This is a genomic window from Sporichthyaceae bacterium (genome assembly GCA_036269075.1).
In the GTDB taxonomy this organism is placed as follows: Bacteria; Actinomycetota; Actinomycetes; order Sporichthyales; family Sporichthyaceae; genus DASQPJ01.
This window is the reverse complement of the sequence record DATASX010000066.1, coordinates 1-25,496: the sequence shown is the minus strand read 5'-3', so window position 1 is coordinate 25,496 and position 25,496 is coordinate 1. Positions and strand designations below refer to the sequence as shown.

Annotated in this window: 23 protein-coding genes and 4 tRNA genes; 6 read left to right on the top strand and 21 right to left on the bottom strand. The window is 70.5% G+C overall.

The genetic code is table 11. The features are described from left to right. From secF to VHU88_11565, 14 genes are all read right to left on the bottom strand, one after another. The coding region (gene secF, locus VHU88_11630) for a protein translocase subunit SecF (protein HEX3612325.1) at positions 1-974 on the bottom strand (974 nt) is incomplete at its 3' end. Position 975: 1 nt separating this feature from the next. After that, complete coding sequence (secD, locus tag VHU88_11625; protein HEX3612324.1) at positions 976-2,715, bottom strand: protein translocase subunit SecD; 1,740 nt, start codon at positions 2,713-2,715, stop codon at positions 976-978. Between the two features lie 46 nt (positions 2,716-2,761). Then, positions 2,762-3,091: a preprotein translocase subunit YajC gene (gene yajC, locus VHU88_11620; GenBank protein ID HEX3612323.1), complete on the bottom strand. Its 330-nt coding sequence runs from the start codon at positions 3,089-3,091 to the stop codon at positions 2,762-2,764. A gap of 47 nt (positions 3,092-3,138) precedes the next feature. Further along, positions 3,139-4,173, bottom strand: a complete 1,035-nt coding sequence (ruvB, locus tag VHU88_11615) for a Holliday junction branch migration DNA helicase RuvB (protein HEX3612322.1) — start codon at positions 4,171-4,173, stop codon at positions 3,139-3,141. Between the two features lie 56 nt (positions 4,174-4,229). Next, positions 4,230-4,856 (bottom strand): Holliday junction branch migration protein RuvA, encoded by a 627-nt coding sequence (gene ruvA / locus VHU88_11610; protein HEX3612321.1) that lies wholly within the window; start codon positions 4,854-4,856, stop codon positions 4,230-4,232. Then, complete coding sequence (ruvC, locus tag VHU88_11605; protein ID HEX3612320.1) at positions 4,853-5,389, bottom strand: crossover junction endodeoxyribonuclease RuvC; 537 nt, start codon at positions 5,387-5,389, stop codon at positions 4,853-4,855. Before ruvC ends, ruvA begins: the two co-directional genes overlap by 4 nt. Before the next feature lie 178 nt (positions 5,390-5,567). Further along, the gene (locus VHU88_11600; GenBank protein ID HEX3612319.1) at positions 5,568-6,248 is read right to left on the bottom strand and encodes a hypothetical protein; all 681 of its coding nucleotides are present in this window, start codon (positions 6,246-6,248) and stop codon (positions 5,568-5,570) included. Positions 6,249-6,357: 109 nt separating this feature from the next. Beyond that, a complete protein-coding gene (locus tag VHU88_11595) occupies positions 6,358-7,110 on the bottom strand; it encodes a YebC/PmpR family DNA-binding transcriptional regulator (protein HEX3612318.1) in 753 nt (250 codons plus the stop codon). Between the two features lie 30 nt (positions 7,111-7,140). Further along, complete coding sequence (gene pdxT / locus VHU88_11590; protein HEX3612317.1) at positions 7,141-7,710, bottom strand: pyridoxal 5'-phosphate synthase glutaminase subunit PdxT; 570 nt, start codon at positions 7,708-7,710, stop codon at positions 7,141-7,143. A 50-nt stretch (positions 7,711-7,760) separates the two neighbouring features. After that, the gene (gene pdxS / locus VHU88_11585; GenBank protein ID HEX3612316.1) at positions 7,761-8,669 is read right to left on the bottom strand and encodes a pyridoxal 5'-phosphate synthase lyase subunit PdxS; all 909 of its coding nucleotides are present in this window, start codon (positions 8,667-8,669) and stop codon (positions 7,761-7,763) included. Positions 8,670-8,776: 107 nt separating this feature from the next. After that, entirely contained in the window at positions 8,777-9,313 is a 537-nt protein-coding gene (locus VHU88_11580) for a hypothetical protein (GenBank protein HEX3612315.1), read from the bottom strand. Further along, positions 9,313-10,479: a glycosyltransferase family 4 protein gene (locus VHU88_11575; GenBank protein HEX3612314.1), complete on the bottom strand. Its 1,167-nt coding sequence runs from the start codon at positions 10,477-10,479 to the stop codon at positions 9,313-9,315. Before VHU88_11575 ends, VHU88_11580 begins: the two co-directional genes overlap by 1 nt. A 5-nt stretch (positions 10,480-10,484) precedes the next feature. After that, on the bottom strand, positions 10,485-11,471 hold the full coding sequence (locus tag VHU88_11570) for a phosphatidylinositol mannoside acyltransferase (GenBank protein ID HEX3612313.1): 987 nt from the start codon (positions 11,469-11,471) through the stop codon (positions 10,485-10,487). After that, the gene (locus VHU88_11565; GenBank protein HEX3612312.1) at positions 11,468-12,106 is read right to left on the bottom strand and encodes a CDP-alcohol phosphatidyltransferase family protein; all 639 of its coding nucleotides are present in this window, start codon (positions 12,104-12,106) and stop codon (positions 11,468-11,470) included. Before VHU88_11565 ends, VHU88_11570 begins: the two co-directional genes overlap by 4 nt. A gap of 221 nt (positions 12,107-12,327) precedes the next feature. Here VHU88_11565 and VHU88_11560 point away from each other — a divergent pair, with 221 nt between their 5' ends. Further along, complete coding sequence (locus tag VHU88_11560; GenBank protein ID HEX3612311.1) at positions 12,328-14,478, top strand: elongation factor G-like protein EF-G2; 2,151 nt, start codon at positions 12,328-12,330, stop codon at positions 14,476-14,478. 5 nt (positions 14,479-14,483) lie between these two features. Here VHU88_11560 and VHU88_11555 read toward each other — a convergent pair whose 3' ends face one another. Beyond that, positions 14,484-15,833, bottom strand: a complete 1,350-nt coding sequence (locus VHU88_11555; GenBank protein HEX3612310.1) for a wax ester/triacylglycerol synthase family O-acyltransferase — start codon at positions 15,831-15,833, stop codon at positions 14,484-14,486. 49 nt (positions 15,834-15,882) lie between these two features. Then, positions 15,883-17,106, bottom strand: coding sequence for a DUF222 domain-containing protein (locus tag VHU88_11550; GenBank protein HEX3612309.1), 1,224 nt, complete (start codon positions 17,104-17,106; stop codon positions 15,883-15,885). Positions 17,107-17,442: 336 nt separating this feature from the next. Between VHU88_11550 and VHU88_11545 the strand changes: the two genes are divergently transcribed. Beyond that, positions 17,443-19,008, top strand: a complete 1,566-nt coding sequence (locus VHU88_11545) for a hypothetical protein (protein ID HEX3612308.1) — start codon at positions 17,443-17,445, stop codon at positions 19,006-19,008. A 7-nt stretch (positions 19,009-19,015) separates the two neighbouring features. Here the strand turns inward: VHU88_11545 and VHU88_11540 are convergent, their stop codons facing one another. The 3 genes from VHU88_11540 to VHU88_11530 form a co-directional block, all read right to left on the bottom strand. Beyond that, on the bottom strand, positions 19,016-19,594 hold the full coding sequence (locus VHU88_11540) for an HIT domain-containing protein (protein ID HEX3612307.1): 579 nt from the start codon (positions 19,592-19,594) through the stop codon (positions 19,016-19,018). A 1-nt stretch (position 19,595) separates the two neighbouring features. Next, positions 19,596-21,554 (bottom strand): threonine--tRNA ligase, encoded by a 1,959-nt coding sequence (gene thrS / locus VHU88_11535; protein ID HEX3612306.1) that lies wholly within the window; start codon positions 21,552-21,554, stop codon positions 19,596-19,598. A gap of 99 nt (positions 21,555-21,653) precedes the next feature. Further along, a tRNA-Val gene (locus VHU88_11530) sits at positions 21,654-21,725 on the bottom strand. Between the two features lie 543 nt (positions 21,726-22,268). Between VHU88_11530 and VHU88_11525 the strand changes: the two genes are divergently transcribed. Continuing rightward, entirely contained in the window at positions 22,269-22,685 is a 417-nt protein-coding gene (locus VHU88_11525; GenBank protein ID HEX3612305.1) for an SsgA family sporulation/cell division regulator, read from the top strand. 73 nt (positions 22,686-22,758) lie between these two features. Here VHU88_11525 and VHU88_11520 read toward each other — a convergent pair whose 3' ends face one another. Together VHU88_11520 and VHU88_11515 are read right to left on the bottom strand one after the other, a co-directional pair. Further along, complete coding sequence (locus VHU88_11520; protein HEX3612304.1) at positions 22,759-23,610, bottom strand: aminotransferase class IV; 852 nt, start codon at positions 23,608-23,610, stop codon at positions 22,759-22,761. Further along, positions 23,607-24,635 carry a chorismate-binding protein gene (locus VHU88_11515; GenBank protein HEX3612303.1) on the bottom strand — a complete coding sequence of 343 codons (1,029 nt, stop codon included), beginning with the start codon at positions 24,633-24,635 and terminating at the stop codon, positions 23,607-23,609. The genes VHU88_11520 and VHU88_11515 overlap by 4 nt, the downstream gene beginning before the upstream one ends. A 135-nt stretch (positions 24,636-24,770) precedes the next feature. Between VHU88_11515 and VHU88_11510 the strand changes: the two genes are divergently transcribed. From VHU88_11510 to VHU88_11500, 3 genes are all read left to right on the top strand, one after another. Continuing rightward, positions 24,771-24,843, top strand: a tRNA-Gly gene (locus tag VHU88_11510). A 55-nt stretch (positions 24,844-24,898) separates the two neighbouring features. Beyond that, positions 24,899-24,970 (top strand) — tRNA-Cys (locus VHU88_11505). A gap of 22 nt (positions 24,971-24,992) precedes the next feature. Continuing rightward, positions 24,993-25,067 (top strand) — tRNA-Val (locus tag VHU88_11500). Positions 25,068-25,496: the final 429 nt, after the last annotated feature.

The following is a 25,496-nucleotide window of genomic DNA, read 5'->3' as shown; positions in this document are numbered from 1 at the left end:
TCCCGGCGAGCCGCCGCCTGGCGCTGCGCGACCCGCTTGGCCAGGGCCTGCATGTCCGGCTCGCGCTCCTTCAGCGTGGCCACCAGCGGGGTCGCGATGAAGATCGAGGAGTAGGCACCGATGGCCATACCGACGAACAGGACCAGCGAGAGGTCCTTGAGCACACCGGCGCCGAGCAGGCCGGCGCCGATGAACAGCATGCCCCCGACCGGCAGCAGCGCGATCAGCGAGGTGTTGATCGACCGGACCAGGGTCTGGTTGATGGCCAGGTTGGCCGCCCCGCTGTAGGTGTATCGGTTGCTGGTGTTCAGCGTCGCGGTGTTCTCCCGCAACTTGTCGTAGACGACGACGGTGTCGTAGAGCGAGTAACCGAGGATCGTCAGCAGACCGATGACCGTGGCCGGGCTGACCTCGAAGCCGACGATCGCGTAGATGCCGGTGGTTATCGCGACGTCGTGGATCAGTGCGACCAGCGCGCCGAGCGCCAGCTTCCACTCGAAGACGACGGCCAGGTAGACGCTCAGGAGCACCAGGAAGATGATCAGGCTCTCGAGGGCTTTGCTGGACACGTCCGAGCCCCAGCTAGCGCCGACGACTTGGTCGGTGATCTCGTCGACCGGGACCCCGGCCTTCTTCGACAGTGCGTTGCGGACGTCGTCGACCTGCCCTGGCTCGAGCTTGCCGGTCGTCACGCTGATGCCGTTGGTGCCGACGCGCTGGGCGACCGGGTCCTTGATGCCGACGCCACTGACCGCGTCGCGGGCGTCGGACACCGAGATCGCGGCGTCCTTGAACTGGAAGACCGCGCCGCCCTCGAACTCGACGCCCAGGTTCAGGTGCCGCACGCCGAGCCCCAGCATCGAGATCAGGACCAACGCGATACTGGCCAGGAAGAACCGCTTGCGGTTGCCGACGATGTCGACCGAGGTCTCCCCCGTCTGAAGCCGTGCACCGAGATCGGCGAGCTTCGACATCTCAGGCCTCCTTCGGGGTGGACGCACGCAGCGGGGCGCGCCGCTTGCCGAGGCTCTCCGGGCCGACGCCGGAGTACTTCCGACCCTTCGCGAAGTACGGCCGGCGCATGACCAGCGTGACCAGCGGCTTGGTGAACAGGGTGATCACGATGACGTCGATGATCGTGGCCATACCCAGGGTGAACGCGAATCCCTTCACGTCGGCGACTGAGAAGTAGTACAGGACGCCGGAGGCCAGCAGCGAGACGAAGTTCGCCGTCCGGATCGTGCGCCAGGCCCTCTTCCAGCCGTACTCGACCGCGGCCCGCGGGGTTCGGCCGTCGCGGATCTCGTCGCGCAATCGTTCGAAGAACACGACGAAGGAGTCGGCGGTGAGCCCGATCGAGACGATCAGACCGGCCACGCCGGCGATCGACAACCGGTACCCGATGCTGTCGCCGAGCAGCGATACCGACATGTACGACATGAGCGCGGCGACGCTGAGGCCGGCCAGCGCCGGAACGCCCAGGCCGCGGTAGAAGAACAGGCAGTAGATGATCACCAGGATCAGGCCGATGCCGCCCGCGATCAGGCCGCCGTGGAGTTGGTCGCTACCCAGGGTCGCCGAGACCGTTTGGACGTTCGACTGGGTGAAGGCCAACGGCAGCGCACCGTACTTCAACACGTTGGCCAGGTCGGAGGCCTCCTGCTGGGTGAAGCTGCCGGTGATCTGGGCCTGACCGGAGGCGATCTCCTCACTGACCGACGGCGCGGACTGCACAACGCCGTCCAGGGTGATGGCCAGCTGGTTCAACGGGCTGGGCTGCGAGGCCAGCTGCTTGGTGATCGCCGCGAATGCGCTGGTGCCGTGGCCGTTGAAGTTCAGGTCGATCTGCCAGGCACCGACGCTGGCGCCGCTCGGGAGGGTCGAGCTCGCGCTGCTGACGTCGGTGCCTTCGACGACGCTGGGCCCGAGGATGTACTTCTCCTGGTTGAGCCGGTCGCAGGCCACCACGTAGTCGGTGGGTGCCGCCGTGTCGCCGATCTGGCTGGCGTCGCTCTTGAGGCAGTTGCGGATCAGGAACTGGTTTCGGACCGTCTGCGGGACGGCGGCCATCGCCATCTCCTGGGGCGACTGGGCCGGCGCCGCGCTCGGGGCCGGGGAGGCAGCCGCCGAGGGCTTGGCCGACGCGCTCGGGGACGGGGCAGCCGAGGCGCTGGGCGCGGCGGACGCGGCGGCCTGGACCGACGGGGCCGGGGTGGGGCCGGGCGAGTCGGCGCCGCGGAGCGCCTTCGAGACGACGCGACCCAAGCCCGGCGGCGCACCGGCGCCCTGCCCGACCTGGGACTGCGGCGGGCCCTGCTGGATCACCGGGCGGAAGCGCAGCAACGCGGTCTGGCCGACCTTCTCGGCGACGCCGTTGTCAGCGTTGCCGGGAATCGCGACCACGATGTTGTTCGAGCCGAGGGTGGACACCTGCGCCTCGGACACACCGAAGCTGTTGACGCGCTGCCGGATGATCGCCACGGCCTGTTTCATCGCCGACGACGTGATGGTCGTGCTGCCGGTGACCGGCTTGGCGGTCAGCGTGACCGACGTCCCACCGTTCAGGTCGATGGCCAGCTTCGGCGTGGTGGAGTTCGAGCCGAACATGGTCACGATCCCGGCGATGATGACGACCAGCAGGATCATCAATGATCGGCCGGGCTTCGGCCCGCCACCGGGCCGCCGGAACTTCGACCCGCCCTTCTTTGCTGCCACTCCGCTTGCCTTCCTTCGTCGCGCCTGGTGCTGTCGGGTCCGCCGGTCAGAGAGAGTTCGGCGCCGGGGGGTCGTCGTCGTAGGGTTTTTCCGGGGCCTCCGGTGCGGCCGCCGTCTCATCCTTGGGCATCAGGATCTTGTGCAGGGCCCCGGTCAGGACCCGGACCGTCACCCCGGGCGCGATCTCCAGGAACATCTCGCCGTCGACCACGCGATCGACCCGCCCGAACATCCCGAACTTCGTGATCACCTCGACACCGGGCCGCAGGTGGTCCTTGATGTCAGCCTCGCGGCGCTTCTTGTTGCGCGCCGGGGCGAGCACCAACAGGTAGAACGCCGCCACGAGCAGCAGGAACAGGACGAAGTTGGCGGACACCCGGGGAGTCTATTGGCCGGGCGTGGCAAACCCACCAGGCGCGACGATCACGACTCGAACAGTCCGCCCTGCGGCATCGCCGCCCCACCCGGCGGGGTGAGCCCCAGGTGGACCCAGGCGGCAGGGGTGGCCACCCTGCCCCGGGGGGTCCGGGCCAACAGCCCGACCCGGACCAGGAACGGCTCGGCGACCTCCTCGACGGTCTCCGTCTCCTCCCCGACGGCCACCGCGAGTGTGGACAACCCAACCGGGCCTCCGCCGAAGCGGCGCACCAAGGCGTCGAGCACCGCCCGGTCGAGCCGGTCGAGGCCGATGCTGTCCACGTCGTAGAGGGCCAGCCCGGCGGCGGCCACCTCGAGGGTGACCCGGCCGTCGGCCCGAACCTGCGCGAAGTCGCGCACCCGGCGCAGCAGTCGGTTCGCGATCCGGGGTGTCCCCCGCGAGCGCCCGGCGATCTCGGCGGCACCGGCCGGGACCAGGTCGACCTCGAGCAGGTCGGCCGAGCGTCGCAGGACCCGGCCGAGTTCCTCGGCCGAGTAGAAGTCCATGTGGGCGGTGAACCCGAACCGGTCGCGCAGCGGACCCGGCAGCAGCCCCGCCCGGGTGGTGGCCCCGACCAGCGTGAACGGCGGGATCTCCAACGGGATCGCGGTCGCGCCCGCACCCTTCCCCACGACGACGTCGACCCGGAAGTCCTCCATCGCCATGTAGAGCATCTCCTCGGCGGGCCGGGCCATCCGGTGGATCTCGTCGAGGAAGAGCACCTCGCCCTCGCTGAGCGAGGACAGCAGCGCGGCCAGGTCGCCGGCGTGCTGGATGGCCGGGCCGCTGGTGACGCGCAGCGGCATCGCCAGCTCCGCGGCGATGATCATGGCCAGCGTGGTCTTGCCCAGGCCCGGCGGCCCGGACAGCAGGACGTGGTCGGGCGGCCGGCCCCGCAGCCGGGCAGCCTCGAGCACCAGCGACAACTGCTCGCGGACCCGCTCCTGCCCGACGAACTCCCCGAGCCGCTTGGGCCGAAGCGCCGCCTCGATCGCGACGTCGTCGACGTGCGCGACCGCGTCGACCAAGTTGTCGACCAGGCTGTCGGCCGCCTCGGCAGGACCGGTGGCGGCCGGGATCGAACCGAGCCGTTCGCTCACGGGGTCCGGTCCAGCACCCGCAACGCCGCGCGAAGCGCCACCGAGACCGTGGCCTCGACCGTGCGTTGCGTCTCGTCCTCGGCCAGGTCGGAGGCGACCACTTCCACCGCGGACTCCGCCTCGCGGGCGGACCAACCCAGATTCAGCAGGGCCCCGGCGACCTGGTCCTGCCAGGCGGCCTGGCCGGCCCGGGCCGCCGGGACGGCGGCCGAGGCTTCGCGCGGCGGACCGAGCCGGTCCTTGAGCTCCAGGACGATCCGCTGCGCGCCCTTGCGACCGATCCCCGGCACCTTGATCAAGGCGTTGAGGTTCTCGTCGGCAACCGCCCGACGCAGTGCCTCCGGGTTGTGCACCGCAAGCATCGCCTGAGCGATCCGTGGACCGATCCCGCTGGTTGTGAGCAGCAGTTCGAACACCGCGCGCTCGTCGTCGTCGGCGAACCCGTAGAGCGTCAGGGAGTCCTCCCGGACGATCAACGCACTGGACAACTGGGCCCGCTCCCCCAGCCGCAGGCCCGCCAGCGTGTTCGGCGTGCAGTAGAGGCTCAGCCCCACGCCGCCCACCTCGATCACCGCGGCATCCGGACCCAGCGCGGCCACCCGACCCGACACGAACGAGATCATCCGCGAACCCCTTTCGGAAGCCTAGCGACGGGAACCCCGACCGCCGCGGCGGCGATGCGCTGCGCAGCGGCCCCACGCCACAGATGACAGATGGCCAGCGCGAGCGCGTCGGCGGCGTCGGCCGGACGAGGCGCCTCCGCCAACCGCAGCAGGCGCGTGACCATCGCGGCGACCTGGTCCTTGTCGGCCCGGCCGCTGCCGGTCACCGCCGCCTTGACCTCGCTCGGGGTGTGCAGGGCGACCGGGATCCCGCGCCGGACCGCACAGGTGATGGCGATCGCACTGGCCTGCGCCGTGCCCATGACCGTGCGCACGTTGTGCTGGCTGAACACCCGCTCCACCGCCACCGCGTTGGGCCGGTGCGCATCGAGCATCTGCTCGACGCCTCGCTCGACGGCCAGCAACCGCTCGCCGAGGGGCAGGTTCGGCTCGGTCCGGACGACGATCACATCGACCAGTCGGACCGGCCGGCCCGGTTCGCCCTCGACCACGCCGATGCCGCACCTGGTCAGGCCCGGGTCGACACCCAACACCCGCAACCCGCACCTCCTCCGAACATGTGTTCGGAGGAGAAGTTAGTCCAGGGCGCCGACAATTCCGTCGCGACGCGCAGGCCCCACCACCACTGGGCCCAGTTGCAACGCGAGTGGCGGTCCCGGGGCTGGAACCGCCTCAGTGGTCCCGACCCTGCCCACCAGTGGCTGGGGCGCCTCAGTGCTTCTGCAGGTGGCAGCTCGGCGCCTGGGTGAACGCGGCACGGACCGCCGGGTCGCTGTCGTAGCGCGCCAACAAGCGCATCTGGTCGACCACGTCGCGGTCGGTGTCCCCGGCGATCTGCTGGGCGACCGTGCGGACCGACTTCTTCGAGTTCGGGTCCAACGCCTGGGCCGCGGACCGGTGCTTGTCGCCGGCCTTCCGGGCGGCGCCGAGGGTGGAGACCACCCCGGAGGCCACGTTCTTGCCGTGGGACAGCTTGGGCACCCCGGCGCGCCGGCTGGCGAGCACGACCGAGTCGAACGCGGAGTCCATCGCGTCGTAGAAACCCAGCAACGCGGTACGGACCTGCGCCGGCGAACCGGACATCGCTGCCGTGCGCTTGGCCTTGGCCTCGTGGAAGGCCACGCCGAACTGCGCGAGCCCGGCGCAGACGTCGTTCGCGTAGGCCCCGACCGTGACCTTGCGGCTGGGGTCCGCGGGCCGCTCCGCGGCTGACTTCTTCGCGGGCTTGCCTGCCGCGGCCGGCTTCGCAGCGGCAGCCGCGACCGCGTGGATCGGCGCCGGGGTCGCCAACGGCCTGTCCGCGACACCGAGCAACTGGTCCTGACTCGAGCCGCACCCGGCCAGGCTCAGCACCACGAGCACACTCGCACCGACGATCGTCGACCTGCGCACCGCACCTCCCTGGACTGTTTGCTCCCGAAAAGCGTGTGCGTGCGCACGGGCACGCCACAACAGCGCTGACCCGAAGGAGTGGGCCCGAAGGAGTGGGCCCGAAGGAGTACTACGCGTCGATGAGCGCCATGATCTCGTCGGAGACGTCGAAGTTGCTCCAGACGTTCTGGACGTCGTCGCAGTCCTCGAGGGCGTCGATGAGCTTGAACACCTTGCGCGCCGTGTCCTCGTCGACCTCGACGTTCACGGTCGGCACGAACGAGGCGTCGGCGGAGTCGTAGTCGATCCCGGCCTCCTGCAGCGCGGCGCGCACCCCGACCATGTCGCCCGGCTCACTGATCACCTCGAAGCTGTCGCCGAGGTCGTTGACCTCTTCGGCACCGGCCTCGAGCACCGCCGTGAGCACGTCGTCCTCGGTGAGCTTGCCCTTCGGCACGATCACGACGCCCTTGCGGTTGAACATGTACGACACCGAACCGGGGTCGGCCATCGAACCGCTGTTGCGGGTGACCGCGACTCGCACCTCGGAGGCCGCGCGGTTGCGGTTGTCGGTGAGGCACTCGATCAGCACCGCCACGCCGTTGGGCCCGTAGCCCTCGTACATGATCGTCTGCCAGTCGGCGCCGCCGGTCTCCGCGCCGGACCCGCGCTTGACCGCACGGTCGATGTTCTCGTTCGGGACCGAGGACTTCTTGGCCTTCTGGACGGCGTCGTAGAGCGTCGGGTTGCCCGCCAGGTCGCCGCCGCCGGTCCGGGCCGCGACCTCGATGTTCTTGATCAACTTCGCGAACATCTTTCCGCGCCGGGAGTCGATCACGGCCTTCTTGTGCTTGGTCGTAGCCCATTTCGAATGGCCGGACATACCTGGCACTCCCTGTCAGCACAGTGTTCGTCAGTTTTGGCGCACCAGTTCGACGAAGTACCGGTGCACGCGGTCGTCCCCGGTCAGTTCGGGGTGGAATGACGTCGCCATGAGGTTGCCCTGGCGAACGGCGACGATCCTACCCAGCGCCCGCGCCAGGACGCGGACGTCGGCGCCGACGCTCTCCACCCACGGCGCGCGGATGAACACCGCCCGGAACGGTTCGCCGGGTGCCGCGTCGGTGAGCTCGAGGTCGGCCTCGAACGAGTCGACCTGCCGGCCGAAGGCGTTGCGCCGCACCACGATGTCCAGCCCGCCGAAGGTCTCCTGACCGACGACGCCGTCCTCGATCCGGTCGGCCAGCAGGATCATCCCGGCGCACGAGCCGTAGACCGGCAGGCCGTCCTTGATCGCGGCCCGCACCGGGTCGAGGACCTCGAAGATGCGGGCCAGCTTGGCGATCGTGGTCGACTCACCGCCGGGCAGCACCAGCCCGTCGAGGTCGACCAACTCCTCGGGCCGGCGCACCGGCACCGGGGTCGCCCCCGCGGTGTGCAGCATCCGCAGGTGCTCGGCGACGTCGCCCTGCAGGGCGAGCACGCCGACCCGGGGCGCCGACCGCCGGCGAGGGCCGCAGCCGGTTCCGCTGCCTACCAACCGCGCTCGGCCAGGCGGTGCGGCACCGGGATGTCGGCAACGTTGATCCCGACCATCGCCTCGCCCAGGCCGCGGGAGACCTTCGCGATCACGTCCGGGTCGTCGTGGAAGGTGGTGGCCTTCACGATCGCCTCGGCGCGCTGGGCCGGGTTGCCGGACTTGAAGATGCCTGAGCCGACGAACACGCCGTCGGCGCCGAGCTGCATCATCATCGCCGCGTCGGCCGGGGTGGCGATGCCGCCCGCGGTGAACAGCACGACCGGCAGCTTGCCCGTGGCGGCGACCTCGGCCACCAGCTCGTACGGGGCCTGCAGTTCCTTCGCGGCGAGGTACAGCTCGTCGGGCCGCAGCGTGGTCAGCCGCCGCATCTGCTCGCCGATCGTGCGCATGTGGGTGACCGCGTTCGACACGTCGCCGGTGCCGGCCTCGCCCTTGGAGCGGATCATCGCCGCGCCCTCGGAGATGCGCCGCAACGCCTCACCGAGGTTGGTCGCGCCGCACACGAACGGGACCGTGAACTGCCACTTGTCGATGTGGTGGGCGTAGTCGGCCGGGGTGAGCACCTCGGACTCGTCGACGTAGTCGACGCCGAGGCTCTGCAGCACCTGCGCCTCGACGAAGTGCCCGATCCGGGCCTTGGCCATCACCGGGATCGAGACAGCGGCCACGATCTGATCGATCATGTCCGGGTCGGACATCCGGGAGACGCCGCCCTGGGCGCGGATGTCGGCCGGCACCCGCTCCAGCGCCATCACGGCTACGGCCCCGGCATCCTCGGCGATCTTGGCCTGCTCGGCGGTGACCACGTCCATGATCACGCCGCCCTTCAGCATCTCGGCCATCCCGCGCTTGACGCGCGCGGTGCCGCGAGTGGAGGTCAGGTCGTGCTCGGTGCTGGACAAGGCGAACCTTCCGTGCCTGGAGACGGCTTTCTACAGGTCCATTCTAGGTCGCCGCGCCTGCATCGGCTTGCCGCGCGTCGGCAGCCCGAAATACCGCTACCTGATACTCAGAGTGCCCGGGCCAGGCACGCCGGGGGTTCGTCGTCGCACTCGAAGCTGATCGGCTCCGGCGCGTTCCCGGCCAGCCGCAGATAGCGGACGTGGCGTTTGCGCCGCACGGCACGGCTGGCCCGGACGGCGTCGTTGTGGAACCGGCGGGCCATCACCACCCGGGCCGCGGCGGCGTCCAACTCGGCCAGCACGGCCTCCCCGGCGCAGTCCGAACGCAGTTCCTCGACCTGGCCGGGTTGGTCCAGGGCGGCCCGCAGCGCGGCCGACAGGTCGGACTCGGCGGGCTCCCGCTTGTCACCGTCGGCCTCCCGCGCCACGTGGGCGGCCCCCGCGATCAGCAGCGCCGCGGCGGGATCCAGCAATCGGCTGGTCGCCAACTCCAGCGCGACCGCCGAGCGGCGCACCAACTGGGCGTCAAGCGCGAACCGGGCCGTCTCCACCCGGTGATGCAGGCGGTCCAGGCGGGATGCGGTCCAGCTCAGGTAGAACGCGATCAGCAGTGCGGGCACCAGCAGTGCGACCAGGGTGCTCATCAGCGGTTCGGCAGGCCGGCCAGGCGCCCAGGCCACCCGGTGCGCGGCTCACCGAACGCCGAACCGGCCACCACCGTCTCGTAGACGGCCTCCACGTCGGCGACCACCCGGGCCCAGTCGAAGCGCCGCACGCAGCGGGCCCCGGCAGCGGCCATCGACCGACGCGCCGCCGGATCGGCGAGCAGGTCGACGATCGCGTCGGCCAGGGCGGCGGAGTCGCCGGGCGGCACGAGCCGGGCGACAGCCCCGTCGTCGAGCACGCGCCGGAAACCCTCCAGGTCCGACGCGACGACCGGGGTGCCGGCGGCCAACGCCTCGGTGAGCACGATGCCGAAGCTCTCTCCCCCGGTGTTCGAGGCGACGTAGAGATCGACCGAGCGCAGCAGTCGCGCCTTGTCCTCGTCGCTGACCAGGCCCAGCATCGTGACCCGCGCCGCGACACGCGGGGGCATCGCGGCCAGCGCCGCGGCACAGTCGCCCGGCCCGGCGACCAGCAGGCGCAACCCCGGCCGGTCGTCCACGATCCGCTCCAACGCGGCCACCAGGACCCCGAAACCCTTACGGGGCTCGTCGAACCGGCCCAGGAACCCGATCGCGCCGTAGGGGCCCGGCCAACCCGGGAACCGCGGCGCCCCGGCGAAGCGGGCGACCGTCACGCCGTTCGGGATCAGGATCGCGTCACCGCCGAGGTGCTCGACCAGCGTGCGGCGGGCCGGTTCGGAGACCGCGATCCGCGCGGTGAGCTTCTCCAGGGCCGGCTGCAACGCGGCGTGGGCGGCGGCCATCGTCCGGGACCGCCCGAGTGAGACGTGGAACGTGCCCACGACCGGTCCGCTCGCGCTCCAGCAGGCCAGCAACGACAGGCTCGGCACGGTCGGTTCGTGCACGTGGAGCACGTCGAAGGACCCGTCGCCCAACCACCGTCGCACCCGCGACAGGGTCACCGGGCCGAACGCCAGTCGGGCCACCGAACCGTTGTACGGGACGGGAATTGCCCGCCCGGCAGGCACGACCCAAGCCGGCAGATCGGCCGCGGTCGCCTCGGCCGGGGCGAGCACGGACACCTCGTGTCCGCAGTCGAGCAACGCCAGCGCGAGATCCCGGATGTGCGACTGGACGCCGCCGGGAACCTCCCAGGAGTAGGGGCACACCAGACCGACGCGCACGCCGCTCAGGCCCCGGGCGGTTGCGCGCCGACGCGCGCCGCGGCGACCGGGTGCCGCAGTCGGACGTCGGCCGCCCAGATCCGCTGGAGCATGTGCCAGTCGGCCGGGTGCGCGGCGATCGACTCGGCGAACACGTCGGCCAACCGTTGGGTCATCGTGGCCACCCGCTCGGTGCGGCTCCCCCAGGTGGGCTGCTCGATCGGCGGGTGCATCTTCAGGCGCATGCGGGCACCGTCGAACCACAGCGTCACCGGCACCAGTGCAGCCCCGGTGCCCACCGACAGCGCCGCGGCCCCGGCGGGCATCCGGGCGGTGTCGCCGAAGAACTCCACCGCGATCCCCGACTCGGTCAGGTCGCGGTCGGCGACCAGGCAGACAACCTTCCCGTCGCGCAGCCGGGCTGAGAGCGCCGAGAACACCGAGGCGCCGTTGCGGCCGTCGAGCGGGAGGACCTCCATGCCCAGCGCGGTCCGGTAGTCGGCGAAGGCCTGGTAGAGCGCGGCCGGGCGCAGCCGTTCCGCGACCGTGGTGAACGGGCGGCCGCGGGCGGCCAGCCAGGCCCCGGCCAGGTCCCAGTTCGCGCAGTGCGGCAGGGCCAGCACCACGCCGATCCCGACGTCAGCTGCCGCCGCCAGGTGCTCCTCGCCGGTGGCCACGACGGTGTCCAGCACCTGCTGGGTGCTCAGTGCCGGCAGCCGGAAGCTCTCGCACCAGTAGCGCAGGTACGAGCGCATCGCCTCGCGGCTGAGCTCGCGCACCTGCGCCGAGTCCGGCGTGCTGCCCAGGACCCGGGCCAGGTTGCGCTCCAGTTGGATCACGCCCCGGCCGCGTCGGTGCCACAGCGCGTCGGCGATCCGCCGGAACACCCGCTCGGCAACCGGGCGCGGCAGCCGGCGGACGACCTTCCACCCGGCCAGGCAGGCCGGGGCGGTCAGCCGCTCGACCGGACCCTCGACCGGCTGCCGCTGCGTCCCTCGCACTTTCCAGTTCATCCGCCGACGGACCCCTGAGCGGCCCGGGCGTCGAGGGCGAGCGCCTGCTTGCGCACGAACAGGATCCGCTGGATGTAGGTGACCGTGCTGGCCAGCCCGACGACGATCAGCGCGACGGTGAGCACGTAGGGCAACCCGAGGCCGTTGATGCCGGTCGCGACCAGCACCGTGACCAGTCGGTCGGCCCGTTCGGCGAGGCCGACCGTGCCCTCCATGTCCAGGCTCTCGGCCCGGGCCCGGGTGTAGGACACCAGCGATCCGGCCGCCAGGTTGTAGATCGCGAGCGCGCACAACGGTTGGTTGTGGCCACCACCGGCCCACCACAGCGCCAGGCCGGCGAAGATCGCCGCGTCGCCGAAGCGGTCCATCGTCGAGTCGAGGTAGGCGCCCCAGACCGAGGACCGCTGGGTGATCCGGGCCATGTTGCCGTCGATCATGTCGGCGAACACGAACACGGTGATCCATAACGTGCCGACGAAGAAGTGGCCGGTCGGGTACAGCCACAGGGCACCGGCCATGACGCCCACGGTGCCGATCATCGTGATCACGTCAGGGCTCACCCCGGCGCGCACGAGCGCCGCGGCGATGGGGCGCAGCACGCGGCTGAAGAACGCGCGTGCGTATTTGTTGAGCACCGCGCCCTCCCAAGTCCGTGGTCGGTGCTATCGGCACTGAATCGTACGCAGGTCGCCGCCCGAATGATCCGGCCCGCCACGCCGGGTCGGTCCGGGTGAACGAAGGGTTGCCCGTGGGTTGCCGGTCAACCCTTGCCGGCACCCCCTGCGCGGGTGTTTGGTCGCGGGAGCGGCTCGGCCCGCAGCGGTCGCGTCGCTCCAACCCCACAAGGAGGTGGCGTATGGCCGACAAGACCCACTCCGGAGTCGCCGGCAGAGCACCGGAGGCCGACCAACCCAACAAGATCCGAAACGTGGTCCTGGTCGGCCATACGGGCTCCGGGAAGACGACTCTGATCGAGGCGTTGCTGCTGGCCACCGGTGGCGTGTCCCGCGCGGGCCGCATCGAGGACGGCACGACGGTCAGCGACTTCGACGAGGCCGAGCTACGCCAACAACGTTCCGTGAACCTGAGCCTGGCGCCGATCGTGGTCGGCGACGTGAAGGTCAACCTCCTCGACGCGCCCGGCTACGCCGACTACGTGGGCGACCTGCGCGCCGGCCTGCGCGCCGCCGATGCGGCGCTGTTCGTGGTCTCCGCCGCCGACGGCGTGGACGGCACCACCCGGATGCTCTGGGACGAGTGCGCCGCCGTGGGCATGCCGCGTGCCGTGGTCATCACCAAGCTGGACCACCAGCAGCGCGCCAACTACTCCCAGGTGATCGCGACCTGCCAGGAAGCCTTCGGCGGCGGCGTGCTGCCGGCCTACGTCCCGGTGATGGACGGCGACGGCGTGCAGACCGGCCTGATCGGCCTGCTCTCGCAGCAGCTCTACGACTACACCGGCGGCGCCCGGAAGGCCTCGGCCGCCGCCGACGACGTCCGCGCGGAGCTCGAGGACGACCGCAACACCTTCATCGAGGGGATCATCGCCGAGAGCGAGGACGAGTCCCTGATGGACCGTTACCTCGGCGGCGAGGACATCGACCTCAAGGTGTTCATCGACGACCTGGAGACCGCCGTCGCCCGTGGCTCGTTCTACCCGGTGCTGCCGGTCAACCCGGTCACCGCGGTGGGCATGACCGAGCTGATGGAGATCATCACCGAGGGGTTCCCCTCGCCGCTGGAGCACCGGATCCCGGAGGTCACCAACCTGTCCGGCGACGCCGGGCCCGCGTTGAGCTGCGACCCGGACGGGCCGCTGGTGGCCGAGGTGGTCAAGACGACCTCCGACCCCTACGTCGGCAAGATCTCCCTGGTCCGGATCTTCTCCGGCACGTTGACCGCGGACGCGACCGTGCACGTCTCCGGACACTTCCTGGCCGACCGCGGGCACGCCGACCACGACGCCGACGAGAAGGTCGGCGCGCTGACGTGCCCACTGGGCAAGAACCACCGGCCGCTGGAGAAGGCGATCGCCGGCGACGTCGTCGCGGTCGCCAAGCTGACCAAGGCCGAGACCGGCGACACGCTCTCGGACAAGGACAACCCGCTGCTGATGCAGCCGTGGACGATGCCCGAGCCGCTGCTGCCGGTGGCCGTGGTGGCCCACTCCAAGGCCGACGAGGACAAGCTCTCGGTGGGCCTGAACCGGCTCATCGCGGAGGACCCGACACTGCGCCTGGACCACAACCCCGACACCCATCAGCTGGTGCTCTGGTGCATGGGTGAGGCGCATCTGGATGTGCTGCTCGACCGGCTGACCAACCGTTACGGCGTAGCCGTGGACTCGGTGCCGGTGAAGGTCGCGCTGCGGGAGACATTCTCCGGCAAGGCCGGCGGACACGGCCGGCACGTCAAGCAGTCCGGTGGCCACGGGCAGTATGCGGTCTGCGACATCGAGGTCGAGCCGCTGCCCTCGGGTGCCGGGTTCGAGTTCGTCGACAAGGTCGTCGGTGGCTCCGTGCCGCGGCAGTTCATCCCGTCGGTGGAGAAGGGCGTGCGGGCCCAGATGGAGCGCGGTGTCGTCGCCGGCTACGCGGTCCAGGACATCCGGGTGACCCTGTACGACGGCAAGGCGCACAGCGTCGACTCCTCGGACATGGCGTTCCAGACCGCCGGCGCGCTGGCGTTGAAGGACGCCGCCGAGAAGGGCGCCGTCGCGCTGCTGGAGCCGGTCGACGAGATCGCGGTGCTGGTCGCCGACGACTACGTCGGGGCGATCATGGGCGACCTGTCGACCCGGCGCGGCCGGGTGCTCGGCAGCGAACCGGTCGGCGTCGGTGGCCGGACGTTGATCAAGGCCGAGGTTCCGGCGCTGGAGATCGTCCGCTACGCGATCGACCTACGCTCGCTGTCGCACGGCACCGGGACCTTCAGCCGGCACTACGTCCGCCACGAACCGATGCCGTCGCACATCGCGGCGAAGTTGCAGGAGGACGCCAAGGAGTAGCGCTACTACGACAAGCTCAGCAGCAGTTGCAGTTCGGCCGGGACGGCGGCGGCCAACGCCGCCGGTTCCGGTACCGAGAGCGGGTCAGCCGTGATGCCGACGTAGCCGCGGCCCTTGTAGGTCGACAACGCGATCGCCAACGGCTGGCCCGCAGCCAACGGTGCGACCGGATAGACCGCCGACAGGTCCTTCCCGCCGAGCTTCAGCGGGCGCGGGAGCGGGACCGTCGTCACCAGCACGTCGAACAGGCGGGCGGCGTTGGTCGCCAGCCACGGTCCGCCGAGGCGGACCATCGCCGGTGGCAGCAGATTGGTCAGCAGTTGCACCGCGCCGGGACCGCCCTCGGGGCCGATCGCCCGGTTGTGCGTCATCGACTCGCAGACCGCCCGCACCCGGCGGACCGGGTCGGGTTCGTCGACGGGGAGTTCCAGCAGGAACGCCGAGAAGTTGTTGCCGGCGCCGCCGGTGACCGGGCGCTGCGAGGAGGTCACCGGGACCATCGCCCGGATCTTGCGTTCGACGTCGAAGTTGAGGTCGAGCAGCCACGTCCGGATCGCGCCGGCCATCAGCGCGACCAACACATCGTTGGCGGTGCCCCCGGCTCCGCCGTGGAGGCGGCGCGCCTGCCGCAGGTCGGCCATGTCGACCGAGGCGCCGACGAACTGCCGCATCGGCCCGACAGTGGTGTCGAACGGCAGCCCGTGCCCCGGGTTCCGCATCGTCGAGACCACGCCGGCCGCTGTGCTGGCGCCGCGCAATGCCGTCCGGGCCAGGTACCTCGGGTCGGTCACCTCCGCCAGCGGACCGACCAGCCGACGGGCGAACGCCCGGGCCACCGAGGCCGGTCCGGACCAGTCCGGGTCCGGACCGGGCAGGCGGTCGGTACCGCCGTCGCAGAGCGCGAAGGCCAGCGCCACAGCCCCTAAGCCGTCGAGGAAGGCGTGATGAACCTTCATCAGCACCGCGAGGCCGCCGTCGGACAGCTCGGACAGGACGTGCAGCTCCCACAGCGGGCGCGTCCGGTCCAGCCGCTCGGACAACGTCCGGGCGATCCAGCCGTTCAGGTCGGCGGACCCGCCGCCGCCGAAGGCCTTGTGCACGTGCACGTGCCGGTCGACGTCGAAGCCGGTGTCGGCCACCCAACGGGCCCCGCCCACCGGAAGCCAGTCCGCGCCGAGGCGGCGCCGCAGCCGCGGAATGCCGGCCGCCCGCTCGCGCAAGAGGTCGGCGATGTCGGACCCGTCGGGTACCTGGGAACCGTCGATCACCATGACCGCGCCCATGTTCATCGGGGTCGTCGCGGTCTCTATGGACAGGAACGAGATGTCCAACGGGCTCAGCGCCCAGTCCTCCACGAGGATTCCCGCCCCCTACCGTGCCCTCGACCGATGCCAGCGTATTGAGTCAGAACGGTGGGCTCTCGTCGGGTGTCGGGATCGCAGGGCGCGGCGGGAGAACTCGTTCGGTGGGCGGGTCGATGCCGTCGGGGTCGGGTGGCCGGGTTCGGTAGGTGCGGCCTGATGGTGTGGTCAGGGTCAGGGTGCCGTCGGGGTCCTGGGTGGCTTTCCAGCCGGGTAGGTGCTTGATGCGGTGGTGTTTGGGGCAGCGCAGTGCGAGGTTCTTGGTGAGGGTGGGGCCGCCGTGGGCGTGGGCGTGGGTGTGGTCGTGCTCGGTGCGGGTGGTGCGGCAGCCGGGGTGGACACAGTGCTGGTCGCGGGCCTTGATGTATCGGGCTTGGGCTGCGGTGGGCAGGCGGCGGGTGGGGTCGGCGTTCAGGTCGGGGTCGGAACTGACCAACTGAACCTGGTAGCTGATCCGCGGTGCCATCTCGGCGGGGAAACAGATCAGGTCGACCAGCGCGTCGGCGCGCACGGCGTCGATGCTGCGCTCATCCCCTGGGGTGATGGCCTGGTGCGCGGTGGCGTCGATGACCGCGAAGGCGGCCTCGGCGACAGGGGTGGGCAGGATGGCCTCCAGGGCGGACATCCCGTCGCCGATCTCCCACATCTTCACCGAACGCTTCACCAACGCCGCGGCGCGGCGTTTGGCGACCGCGTTCGCATCGGCCCGGGCCACCGCGCGGCGGGTGGCCCGGCGCAGGTTGCTCGGGGTCAGGCCCTCGGCCTTGCCCAGCAGCCAGGCTTCCAGGTCAGCGAGCTTCGCCAGGTCGAGTTCGGTGGTCTCCTCCAGGATCACCCGGGCCTTGGCCATCGTGATCCGCCCGGCGCACAAGGCTGCCACCGCGCCCGGCAACCGCCGGGTCAGTTCCACCGCGACATGGACCCGGTGATCACTCGTGCAGTCGGCCAGGCCCAGCTCCAGGGCGACCTCGGCATAGGCCGAGCGCTCGGCGAGCTCCAACTCCTGAGACTGCTCCCAGGTCTGCGGGTCCACCCACGCGGGGCATTCCGCGCGGTGCCGGGCAAGGGAGTCGGCGACCCATTCGGCCATGGACAGCACCTGCTCGCCCTGGACCATCGCGATCTGCCGCTCCAACACCCCGATGCGGGCCAGCACGTCCGAGCCGTCGGTGACCGCGCCGGTCCCGGTGACCTGCCCGGCGGTGGCCGCGAGCCAGTCCAGAGCCTCATCGACCGACATGAGCCGGATCGAACTGGTGTTCGACATAAGACTATTCTCACCCAGTCTTCCCATCTCTGCAAGGGAAATCAGAGATTCCCCGGACCTGTTTTCCGGTTGCCGGGGCGGGTGTCCGTGACCGACGTCCGACGGACCTCAAGATTGGTTACGGCCCGAACCCTCTCCCTCCTATAGGCGCTTGAACCGCGACCACCGCCTAAGAGCCGCCGACCACACCACGAAATCCATACCGACCGGAGCCCGTCGGCCGAACGGCCCGGTTCGGCCGACTTTCGGACCATTCAGCGGCCGATCCGGCACCGGGGCGGAGCAGGCAACGTCTGCTACTCCAGGGCCACGTCCGCGAGAGTTGGGGAAGCACCGGTGCGTCGAATCCTGATCGGGTTGCCGATCGCTTGCCTGCTGCTCGGTCTGACCCCGACGCAGGCAGGGGCCGCGACCGTCCGCTACGCCGCGGATGGCGAACGCTGCACCATCGTCGGCACCTCGCACGCGGACGTCCTCGTCGGGACGAGCCACCACGACGTGATCTGCGGACTCGGCGGCAACGACGTGATCCACGGCGGTGGCGGCGACGACACCATCGACGGCGGCTCCGGGAACGACACCCTCTACGGCGGCAGCGGCAACGACCTGCTCATCGGCGGCGCGGGCAACGACAAGCTGTACGGCAATGCCGGGAACGACCGCCTCTACGGCGGCTCCGGCAAGAACACGCTGTCCGGCGGCGGCGGCAAGAACACGCTGTCGAAGACCGGGAACGGGCCGAAGCCCGTCTCCACCTGCGGATCCTCGCCTGCCGTCATGACGGCCGCGGCCGCCGCCGTCTGCACACCGACCGTTCCGGTCTCGGACAACACTGCGCCGGTCATCGTCAGCGACACGGCGACGCCGTCGACCGTCGACGTGAGCGACGCCGACCAGACCGTGGCGGTCTCGGTGCACGTGACCGACAACATCGGTGTCACCCAGGTGAGCGGTCTCGGCACCGGCCTCAGCCCCGTGTACGACGGCCTGTACGCCACCGTGGCCTACGGGACGCTTACCTCGGGCACCGCGCAGGACGGGGTCTGGACGCTCGAGCTGATCGCGAACAAGGGGACTCCGGCCGGGACCAGTGGCCTGACCGTGAACGTCATGGACGGCTCCGGGAACACCACGAGCCGGTACGACATGTACGGCATCACCTTCGCGGACACCGACCCGGACACCGCCCCGCCGGTCGTGTCCGACCTGAGCTTCTCGTCCAGCCAGGTGGACGTACGCAGTGCGGCCGTGACCGTCAACGTGACCGCGCACATCACCGACGACGACACCGGCGTGGACGCTTCGGCGCTCCCCTGGGCCTACCTGACCCCGCCGACCCCGACCGACCCGTCAGCGAAGCCCGCCCCGCTGTGGGCCTACTGGACGCGGGTCAGCGGTTCCGACCGCGACGCAATCTATTCGCTCACGTTCGGCCTCCCGCAGGGGACGATCGGCGGCACCTGGACGCTGAGCACCTCGAACTTTTTCCACGACCACGCCGGGAACACGGTCTGGATCCCGAACGCAACGCTCGACGTGATCGGCTCTGCGTCGACGGCGCCGCCGACCGTCGTGGGAGTGACGGTGAACCACGCCAAGATCGACGTCTGCCCGACCGGCGCCACGGAGCAGATCGACCTGCACGTCCAGGGCGCCGACGCCGCGGCGCAGGTCGAGGTCCACGTCCCAGGTCCGTACGACACCTACGTCACCAACGCGACCCTGGTCTCCGGCACCCCGGCCGACGGGATCTGGCGCGCGACCCTGCCGTTCATGCCGACCACTCCGCCGGGCGTGTACAGCATCGGTGCGGTGCAGTTCACCGACCGGGGCGAGATGACCACCCAGACACTGGGCGGAACGTCGTTCACCATCGTCCCGGCGGGTGCGCCGACCTCCTGACGCGGCGTCAGTCGCCGGGCCAGGCCGCGCGGACGGCCTCCCACGTCTGCTCGAGCAGTTCCGGCAGAACCCGCGTGTGGCCGACGATCGGCATGAAGTTGGTGTCCCCGCCCCAGCGCGGAACAGCGTGCTGGTGCAGGTGCGCCGCGATCCCCGCCCCCGCAACGGAGCCGAGGTTCATCCCGACGTTGAAGCCCTGTGCGCCGGAAGCAGCGCGCACGGCCCGCAGTGTCTGCTGCGTCAGCTCGGCGAACTCGGCCGTCTCGGCGGCGTCGAGGTCGGCGTAGTCGGAGACGTGCCGATACGGCACGACCATCGAGTGGCCACCGTTGTAGGGATAGAGATTCAGCACGACGTAGCACCAGTTGCCCCGGCGCAGCACCAAGCCCTCATCGTCCGGCAGCCTCGGGATCCGGCAGAACGGACAGCCGTCCTCGTCGGTCCCTACCGGCTTGTTCTCGCCCTTGATGTAGGCCATGCGATGCGGCGTCCACAGGCGCTGGAAGGCGTCCGGCAGTCCGACTCCCTCTCGCGCCTCCGGCGCCTGGCCGACACCGTCGCGGGCGTCGGACTGGGCTGCTGCCACGTCAGACCTGAATGCGGTCGCGCACTGCGGCCACGATCTGTTCGACGGCCTCGGCCACCGGAACCCCGTTGCGTTGCTCACCGTTGCGGAAGCGGAAGCTCACCGCGCCGGCGGCCACGTCCTCGTCGCCGGCCAGCAGCATGAACGGGATCTTCTGCTTCTGGGCATTGCGGATCTTCTTCTGCATCCGGTCGTCGGAACTGTCAACCTCGACGCGGATACCGTTGGCCCGCAACAGTTCTGACACCCCGTCAAGGTACTCGACGTGGGCCTCGGTGATCGGGATGCCGACCACCTGCACCGGAGCCAGCCAAGGGGGGAACGCGCCGGCGTAGTGCTCGACGAGGACGGCGAAGAACCGTTCCACCGAGCCGAACAGCGCGCGGTGGATCATGATCGGCTGCTGCCGGGTGCCGTCGGCGGACTGGAACTCCAGCTCGAAGAGCTTGGGCAGATTGAAGTCCAGCTGGATCGTGGACATCTGCCAGGTGCGGCCGATCGCGTCGCGGGCCTGCACGGAGATCTTCGGCCCGTAGAACGCCGCGCCGCCCGGGTCCATGACCAGGTCGAGGCCCTCGGCGGTGGCGACCTCGCGCAGCGTATCGGTGGCCTCCTCCCAGTCCTCGTCGGAGCCGACGAACTTCACCGGGTCCTTGGTGGAGAGTTCGAGGTAGAAGTCGTTCAGCCCGTAGTCGCGCAGCAGTTCGAGCACGAACCGCAGCAGGGAGGCGAGTTCGCCCCGCATCTGCTCGCGGGCGCAGTAGATGTGCGCGTCGTCCTGGGTCAGTCCACGCACCCGGGTCAGGCCGTGGATCACGCCGGACTTCTCGTAGCGGTAGACCGTCCCGAACTCGAACAGGCGCAGCGGCAGCTCGCGGTAGGAGCGGCCACGGCTGCGGAAGATCAGGTTGTGGAACGGGCAGTTCATCGGCTTGAGGTAGTAGTCCGTGCCGTCGACCGACATCGGCGGGAACATGCCCTCGGCGTACCAGGCCAGGTGCCCGGAGGTCTCGAACAGGTTCGCCTTCGTGATGTGCGGGGTGTTCACGAACTCGTACCCGGCCTGCTCGTGGCGCTGCCGGGAGTAGTCCTCCATCACCCGACGCATCGCGCCGCCCTTGGGGTGGAAGACCGCGAGGCCCGAGCCGATCTCGTCGGGGAACGAGAACAGGTCCAGCTCGACGCCGAGCTTGCGGTGGTCGCGTCGCGCGGCCTCCTCCAGCCGGGTCAGGTAGTCCTTCAGCGCGTCGCGGGACTCCCACGCGGTGCCGTAAAGCCGCTGAAGCTGAGGATTCTTCTCGCTCCCCCGCCAGTACGCCGCCGCGCTGCGCATCAGCTTGAACGCCGGGATGTGTCCGGTCGTCGGGACGTGCGGGCCGCGGCACAGGTCCTTCCAGGCCAGCGAGCCGTCCTTGCGGTGGTTGTCGTAGATGGTCAGGCCACCGGCGCCGACCTCGACATCGGCGCCGTCGTCGCTGCCCGCCGAGCCTTTGAGGCCGATGAGCTCGAGCTTGTACGGCTCGGCGGCCAACTCCACCCGGGCGTCGTCGTCGGAGACCTCGCGGCGGCTGAAGGTCTGGCGCTCCTTGACCAGCTCCTGCATCCGCTTCTCGATGCGGCCGAGGTCGTCAGGGGTGAACGGGTCGGTGACGTCGAAGTCGTAGTAGAAGCCGTTCTCGATCGGCGGGCCGATCCCGAGCTTCGCCGCCGGGAACAGGTCCTGGACGGCCTGGGCCAGCACGTGGGCGCAGGAGTGCCGGACGATCGCCAACCCGTCCGGGGAGTCATTGGTCACACCCTCGACCACGTCGCCGTCACTGATGAGGTGCGTGAGGTCACGCAACGACCCGTCGACCCGCGCCGCGATCACGGAGCGTTGCTCCCCGAACAGTTCGGCAGCCGTGGCGCCGGCCGGGACGGACCGCGGCTCCCCGTCGACGACGATCTTCAGGTCGGACACCAGATGCTCCCTTGGCTGCTCACCCATCCCGCCCCGTCGCAACGTCACTCGCGATGCTGAGACGAGCGCTCTGCGCGAGCAGGGTCCGGCTGAAATCGGTGGGCGATACTGGGATCGAACCAGTGACCTCCCCGGTGTGAGCGGGGCGCTCTCCCGCTGAGCTAATCGCCCGGGATGCGGTTGCAGACCCTACCCGATCGGGGCCGAAGGGCCCGCCCGCAGGCCGTCGGCTTCGGAAGGCGGCCCGGGGCACATGACCATACCGACGGATGCCGCTTCCCAAGGCCCGTTCAAATTTGGCTGAGCCAAGATCGTTTCGCATGCACCGGGGTGTCCGGTTGGAGGCGCGACGCACGCTTCGCGGGAGGGTCCACCGACCACACAGTGAGTGCCCGCATTGCCGGTGCTGAGTGGATTTGCCCAGCACAACGGGGACATAACGGACACCGACGATGGCGCAGCGTGACGAATCGCGATCTCCGGCGACCGGCCAACCACACGGCGTGACCAGCGCATTGCGAAGCCCCTCGCCCCTTGCCTGTCGAAGAATCATGGCGATACACAGTGACCTGAGCTTCGTGACGGCGTTGTACAGCCTGAAGGAAGCCAAGCGCGGCAAGGTTTGACTCCCGAGGTCCACGCGTGGCAGCGCGATCGGTCCCCGGAGAGGCCGGGCAAACCGCCGAGCAATATCGAGAGAGGTACGGCGCGCAGATGAAGGCAGAGCCCTCGATCACCTGCGAGCTTCGCCTGCGACTTCTGGTCGCGGGCGACGCTGCCCTGCCGGTCCCCGCAGCGCTGCGGTACGACGTTTCGGATCCGTATGCGATCCATGCCACGTTCCACGCCGCCGGCGACACGGTCGAGTGGGTCTTCGCCCGCGACCTGCTCGCCGCCGGCCTGAAGGACGATGCCGGCCTGGGCGACGTTCGGGTTTGGCCGTCCAGCGAGGCTGGTGAGCAGGTCGTCTACATCTCCCTGAGTTCGCCCGAGGGCGAGGCGCTGCTCGAGGCGCCGGCTCCCGAGCTGTCGAACTTCCTGGAGCGCACCTACGCGACTGTCGCAGCCGGCGACGAGTCGATGCACCTGGACATCGACGCCGCCCTGACCCAGCTCATCGCGGAGATCTAGACCGAGTTTCGGAATAGCCAGAGTTTCGGATTCGAGGCGGGTTCGCGGAAACGCGAGCCCGCCTCGCTTCGTTTCAGGCGGGATCGGCGTCCGCGGCGGCGGCCGTGGCGAAGGCGGCGGCGATCTTGGCCGTGACCGGGCCTGGGACGGCCGCTTCGGGACCGCCGGGGCGGCGGCCGTCGACCTCGGACACGCCGTGCACGTCGCGGGTGGAGGAGGTCACGAAGACCTCCTGAGCTCGAGTCAGCTCCTCGAGGCTGATCGGGCGCTCGAGGACCTCGGGGCACCAGGCCAGCACCAGGGCGCGGGTGATCCCGGCCAGGCAGCCGGACTCCAGCGGCGGGGTGAGCGCGACGCCGTCGAGCACGCAGAAAACGTTCGTGCCGGTGCCCTCGCACAGCTCGTCGGCGACGTTGGCGAACAGCGCCTCGCCGACCCCGGCTTTCCGGGCAGCCGCCAACGCGACCACGTTCTCGGCGTACGAGGTCGACTTGACCCCGGTCAGCGCGCCGCGATGATTGCGGCGCCAGGGCACCAGGATCGCCGTCTCCGGGCCCGTCGGGCGCTGAGCCCGGGCCGCGGTGACCAACAGCGTGGGCGGGCCGTCGCCACGCAGGGACCCGGCCGGCCCGACTCCCCCGGTCACGGTGATCCGCAGCCGGGCCAGTTCGACATCTTTCAGCTGCCCGCAGACGGCCGCGGCCGCCTCGCGGATCCGCTCGGCCGGCGGAAGGGGCAGCCCGAGCGCGGCCGCGGATTGTTCCAGCCGTCCCAGGTGGCGCGTGAGCGCGAACGGGACGCCGTGCTCGACCTTGATGGTCTCGAAGACCCCGTCGCCGACGGTGAGGCCGTGGTCGAGCACCGAGACGGCGGCCTCGTGCGGCGCCACCAACCGGTCGTGCAGCCAGATCGGCAGCTCGGTCAACGGCGTGCGCCCACCAGATCGGCCGCGCCGGTAGCCAGGCCCAGCAGGCGACGGGCCTTCAGCTCGGTCTCGGCCCACTCCGCCTCCGGGTCCGAGCCCCAGGTGATGCCCGCGCCGGTGCCGAAGTGCAGCCGACCGTCGGCGATCCAGAACGTCCGGATGCCGACGGCCAGGCAGGCCGTCGCGGCCCGCGAGTCGACCCAGCCCAACGCACCGCAGTACGGCCCTCGCTCGACCGGCTCCAGCTCCCGGATCAGGTCCAGCGCCGCGGCCTTCGGGGCGCCGCTCACGCTGCCGGGCGGGAACGTGGCCTCGAGCAGGTCGGCCCACGAGGCGTCGTCGGACAGGCGACCCCGGACCGTCGAGACCAGGTGGACCAGCCCGGGGTGGGCCTGCTCGGCGCACAGCTCGGGGACCGTCACGCTGCCGGTCGAGCAGACGCGCCCGAGGGCGTTGCGGACCAGGTCGACGATCATCACGTTCTCGGCCCGGTCCTTCTCGGTCAGGCCACCGGCGAAGCGGGCCGTCCCCTTGATCGGCCCGGACTCGACGGTGGGGCCGCGGCGGGCCAGGAACAGCTCCGGCGACGCGCAGGCGACCGCCACGCCGTGTTCGGGGAGATGCAGGGCGGCGGAGTACGGGGCGGGGTTGCCGCGCTCCAGGGCCGCTTGCAGGGCCAGGACGTCGGCGGTGTCGGGGGCGGGCAGCGGCGCACTCAGGACCCGGCAGAGGTTCGCCTGGTAGACGTCGCCGGCCGCGATTCGATCCCGGATCGCCCGGACCGCTGACAGGTAGGCGTCCCGGTCCAGCGAGCTCGTCCAGTCCGCGGCCGCCGGGCCCTTCCATTGGAGTGGCTGCGGGTGGTAGGGCTCGACGTGCCCGAACCGGGCGCAGGTCAGCTCGCCCTCGAACGTCGCCAGCACCGCCCAGAAGCCCGGACGCTCCAACGCAGCCGGGTCCGAGGTCACCTCGCGAAGGTCGCGGGCCACCCGCCCGGCCGCCACGAAGACTGGTTCGGTGCCCACGTTCAGCAACCTACCTGGGGCGTTGGAGGGGCGCTCCAGACCGGGGCGCGCCCGTTGCGCCCTTGCCGCACGGAGGCCTCGTGAGATGGGCTATTGTCTCTCTCGCACCGCAGGGAACACCTCCCGGCGGCTCGCGCGGACGTGGCTCAGTTGGTAGAGCATCACCTTGCCAAGGTGAGGGTCGCGGGTTCGAATCCCGTCGTCCGCTCGAAGGTGGCCCAGAAGGCCGCCCCAGGGCATCGGACACACCAGTTCGGGCTCCTGGCCGGATGGCCGAGTGGCTTAGGCAAGGGCCTGCAAAGCCCTGTACGCGGGTTCGATTCCCGCTCCGGCCTCGCACCACTCAGCAGCAAACCCGGGCGTTTAGCTCAGCGGGAGAGCGCTTCCCTGACACGGAAGAGGTCACTGGTTCAATCCCAGTAACGCCCACCATTTCATCCCCGCAAAACAGCAGGTCAGAGGCCCTTTCCCACCCGGGAGAGGGCCTTTTTGTCGGCGCCGTGCGGCCTGCGTGCGGTAGTGATCCGTGTGCGGGAACTCGCTGCCAGGCTTCCCGGGGCATCCCAGGCCCGGACATGGCGCAGGGCCCCGGCGAAAACCGGGGCCCTGCGCTGGTAGGCGGTTGGCAGACGTCAGACCGCGGCCACCTACCGTTTCCCCACGGCGCCTCCAGTAACACCGCGGGGAAGTTCTTCAGTCGTCGTCCCATCCCGGTCCGTCGCCGAGCGCACGTTCGACACAGGTCTGGCATCTCGGCGACGGTCCGCCGGCGGCCGCGACAAGGCCGGGGCACTCCCGGATCCGCTGGCAGCCGCCGCACCTCGTGACCGGCGCGGTCATGCCGCATCCCCGGGTAGCGGG

Coding starts and splice junctions, on each gene's coding strand:
- ruvA (HEX3612321.1), bottom strand. CDS start 4,856: ATGATCTCGTTCGTGTCGGGTCGGGTGGCCGCGCTGGGTCCGGATGCC.
- VHU88_11595 (HEX3612318.1), bottom strand. CDS start 7,110: ATGTCCGGCCATTCGAAATGGGCTACGACCAAGCACAAGAAGGCCGTG.
- VHU88_11580 (HEX3612315.1), bottom strand. CDS start 9,313: ATGAGCACCCTGGTCGCACTGCTGGTGCCCGCACTGCTGATCGCGTTC.
- VHU88_11570 (HEX3612313.1), bottom strand. CDS start 11,471: ATGAACTGGAAAGTGCGAGGGACGCAGCGGCAGCCGGTCGAGGGTCCG.
- VHU88_11560 (HEX3612311.1), top strand. CDS start 12,328: ATGGCCGACAAGACCCACTCCGGAGTCGCCGGCAGAGCACCGGAGGCC.
- VHU88_11550 (HEX3612309.1), bottom strand. CDS start 17,106: ATGTCGAACACCAGTTCGATCCGGCTCATGTCGGTCGATGAGGCTCTG.
- VHU88_11525 (HEX3612305.1), top strand. CDS start 22,269: ATGAAGGCAGAGCCCTCGATCACCTGCGAGCTTCGCCTGCGACTTCTG.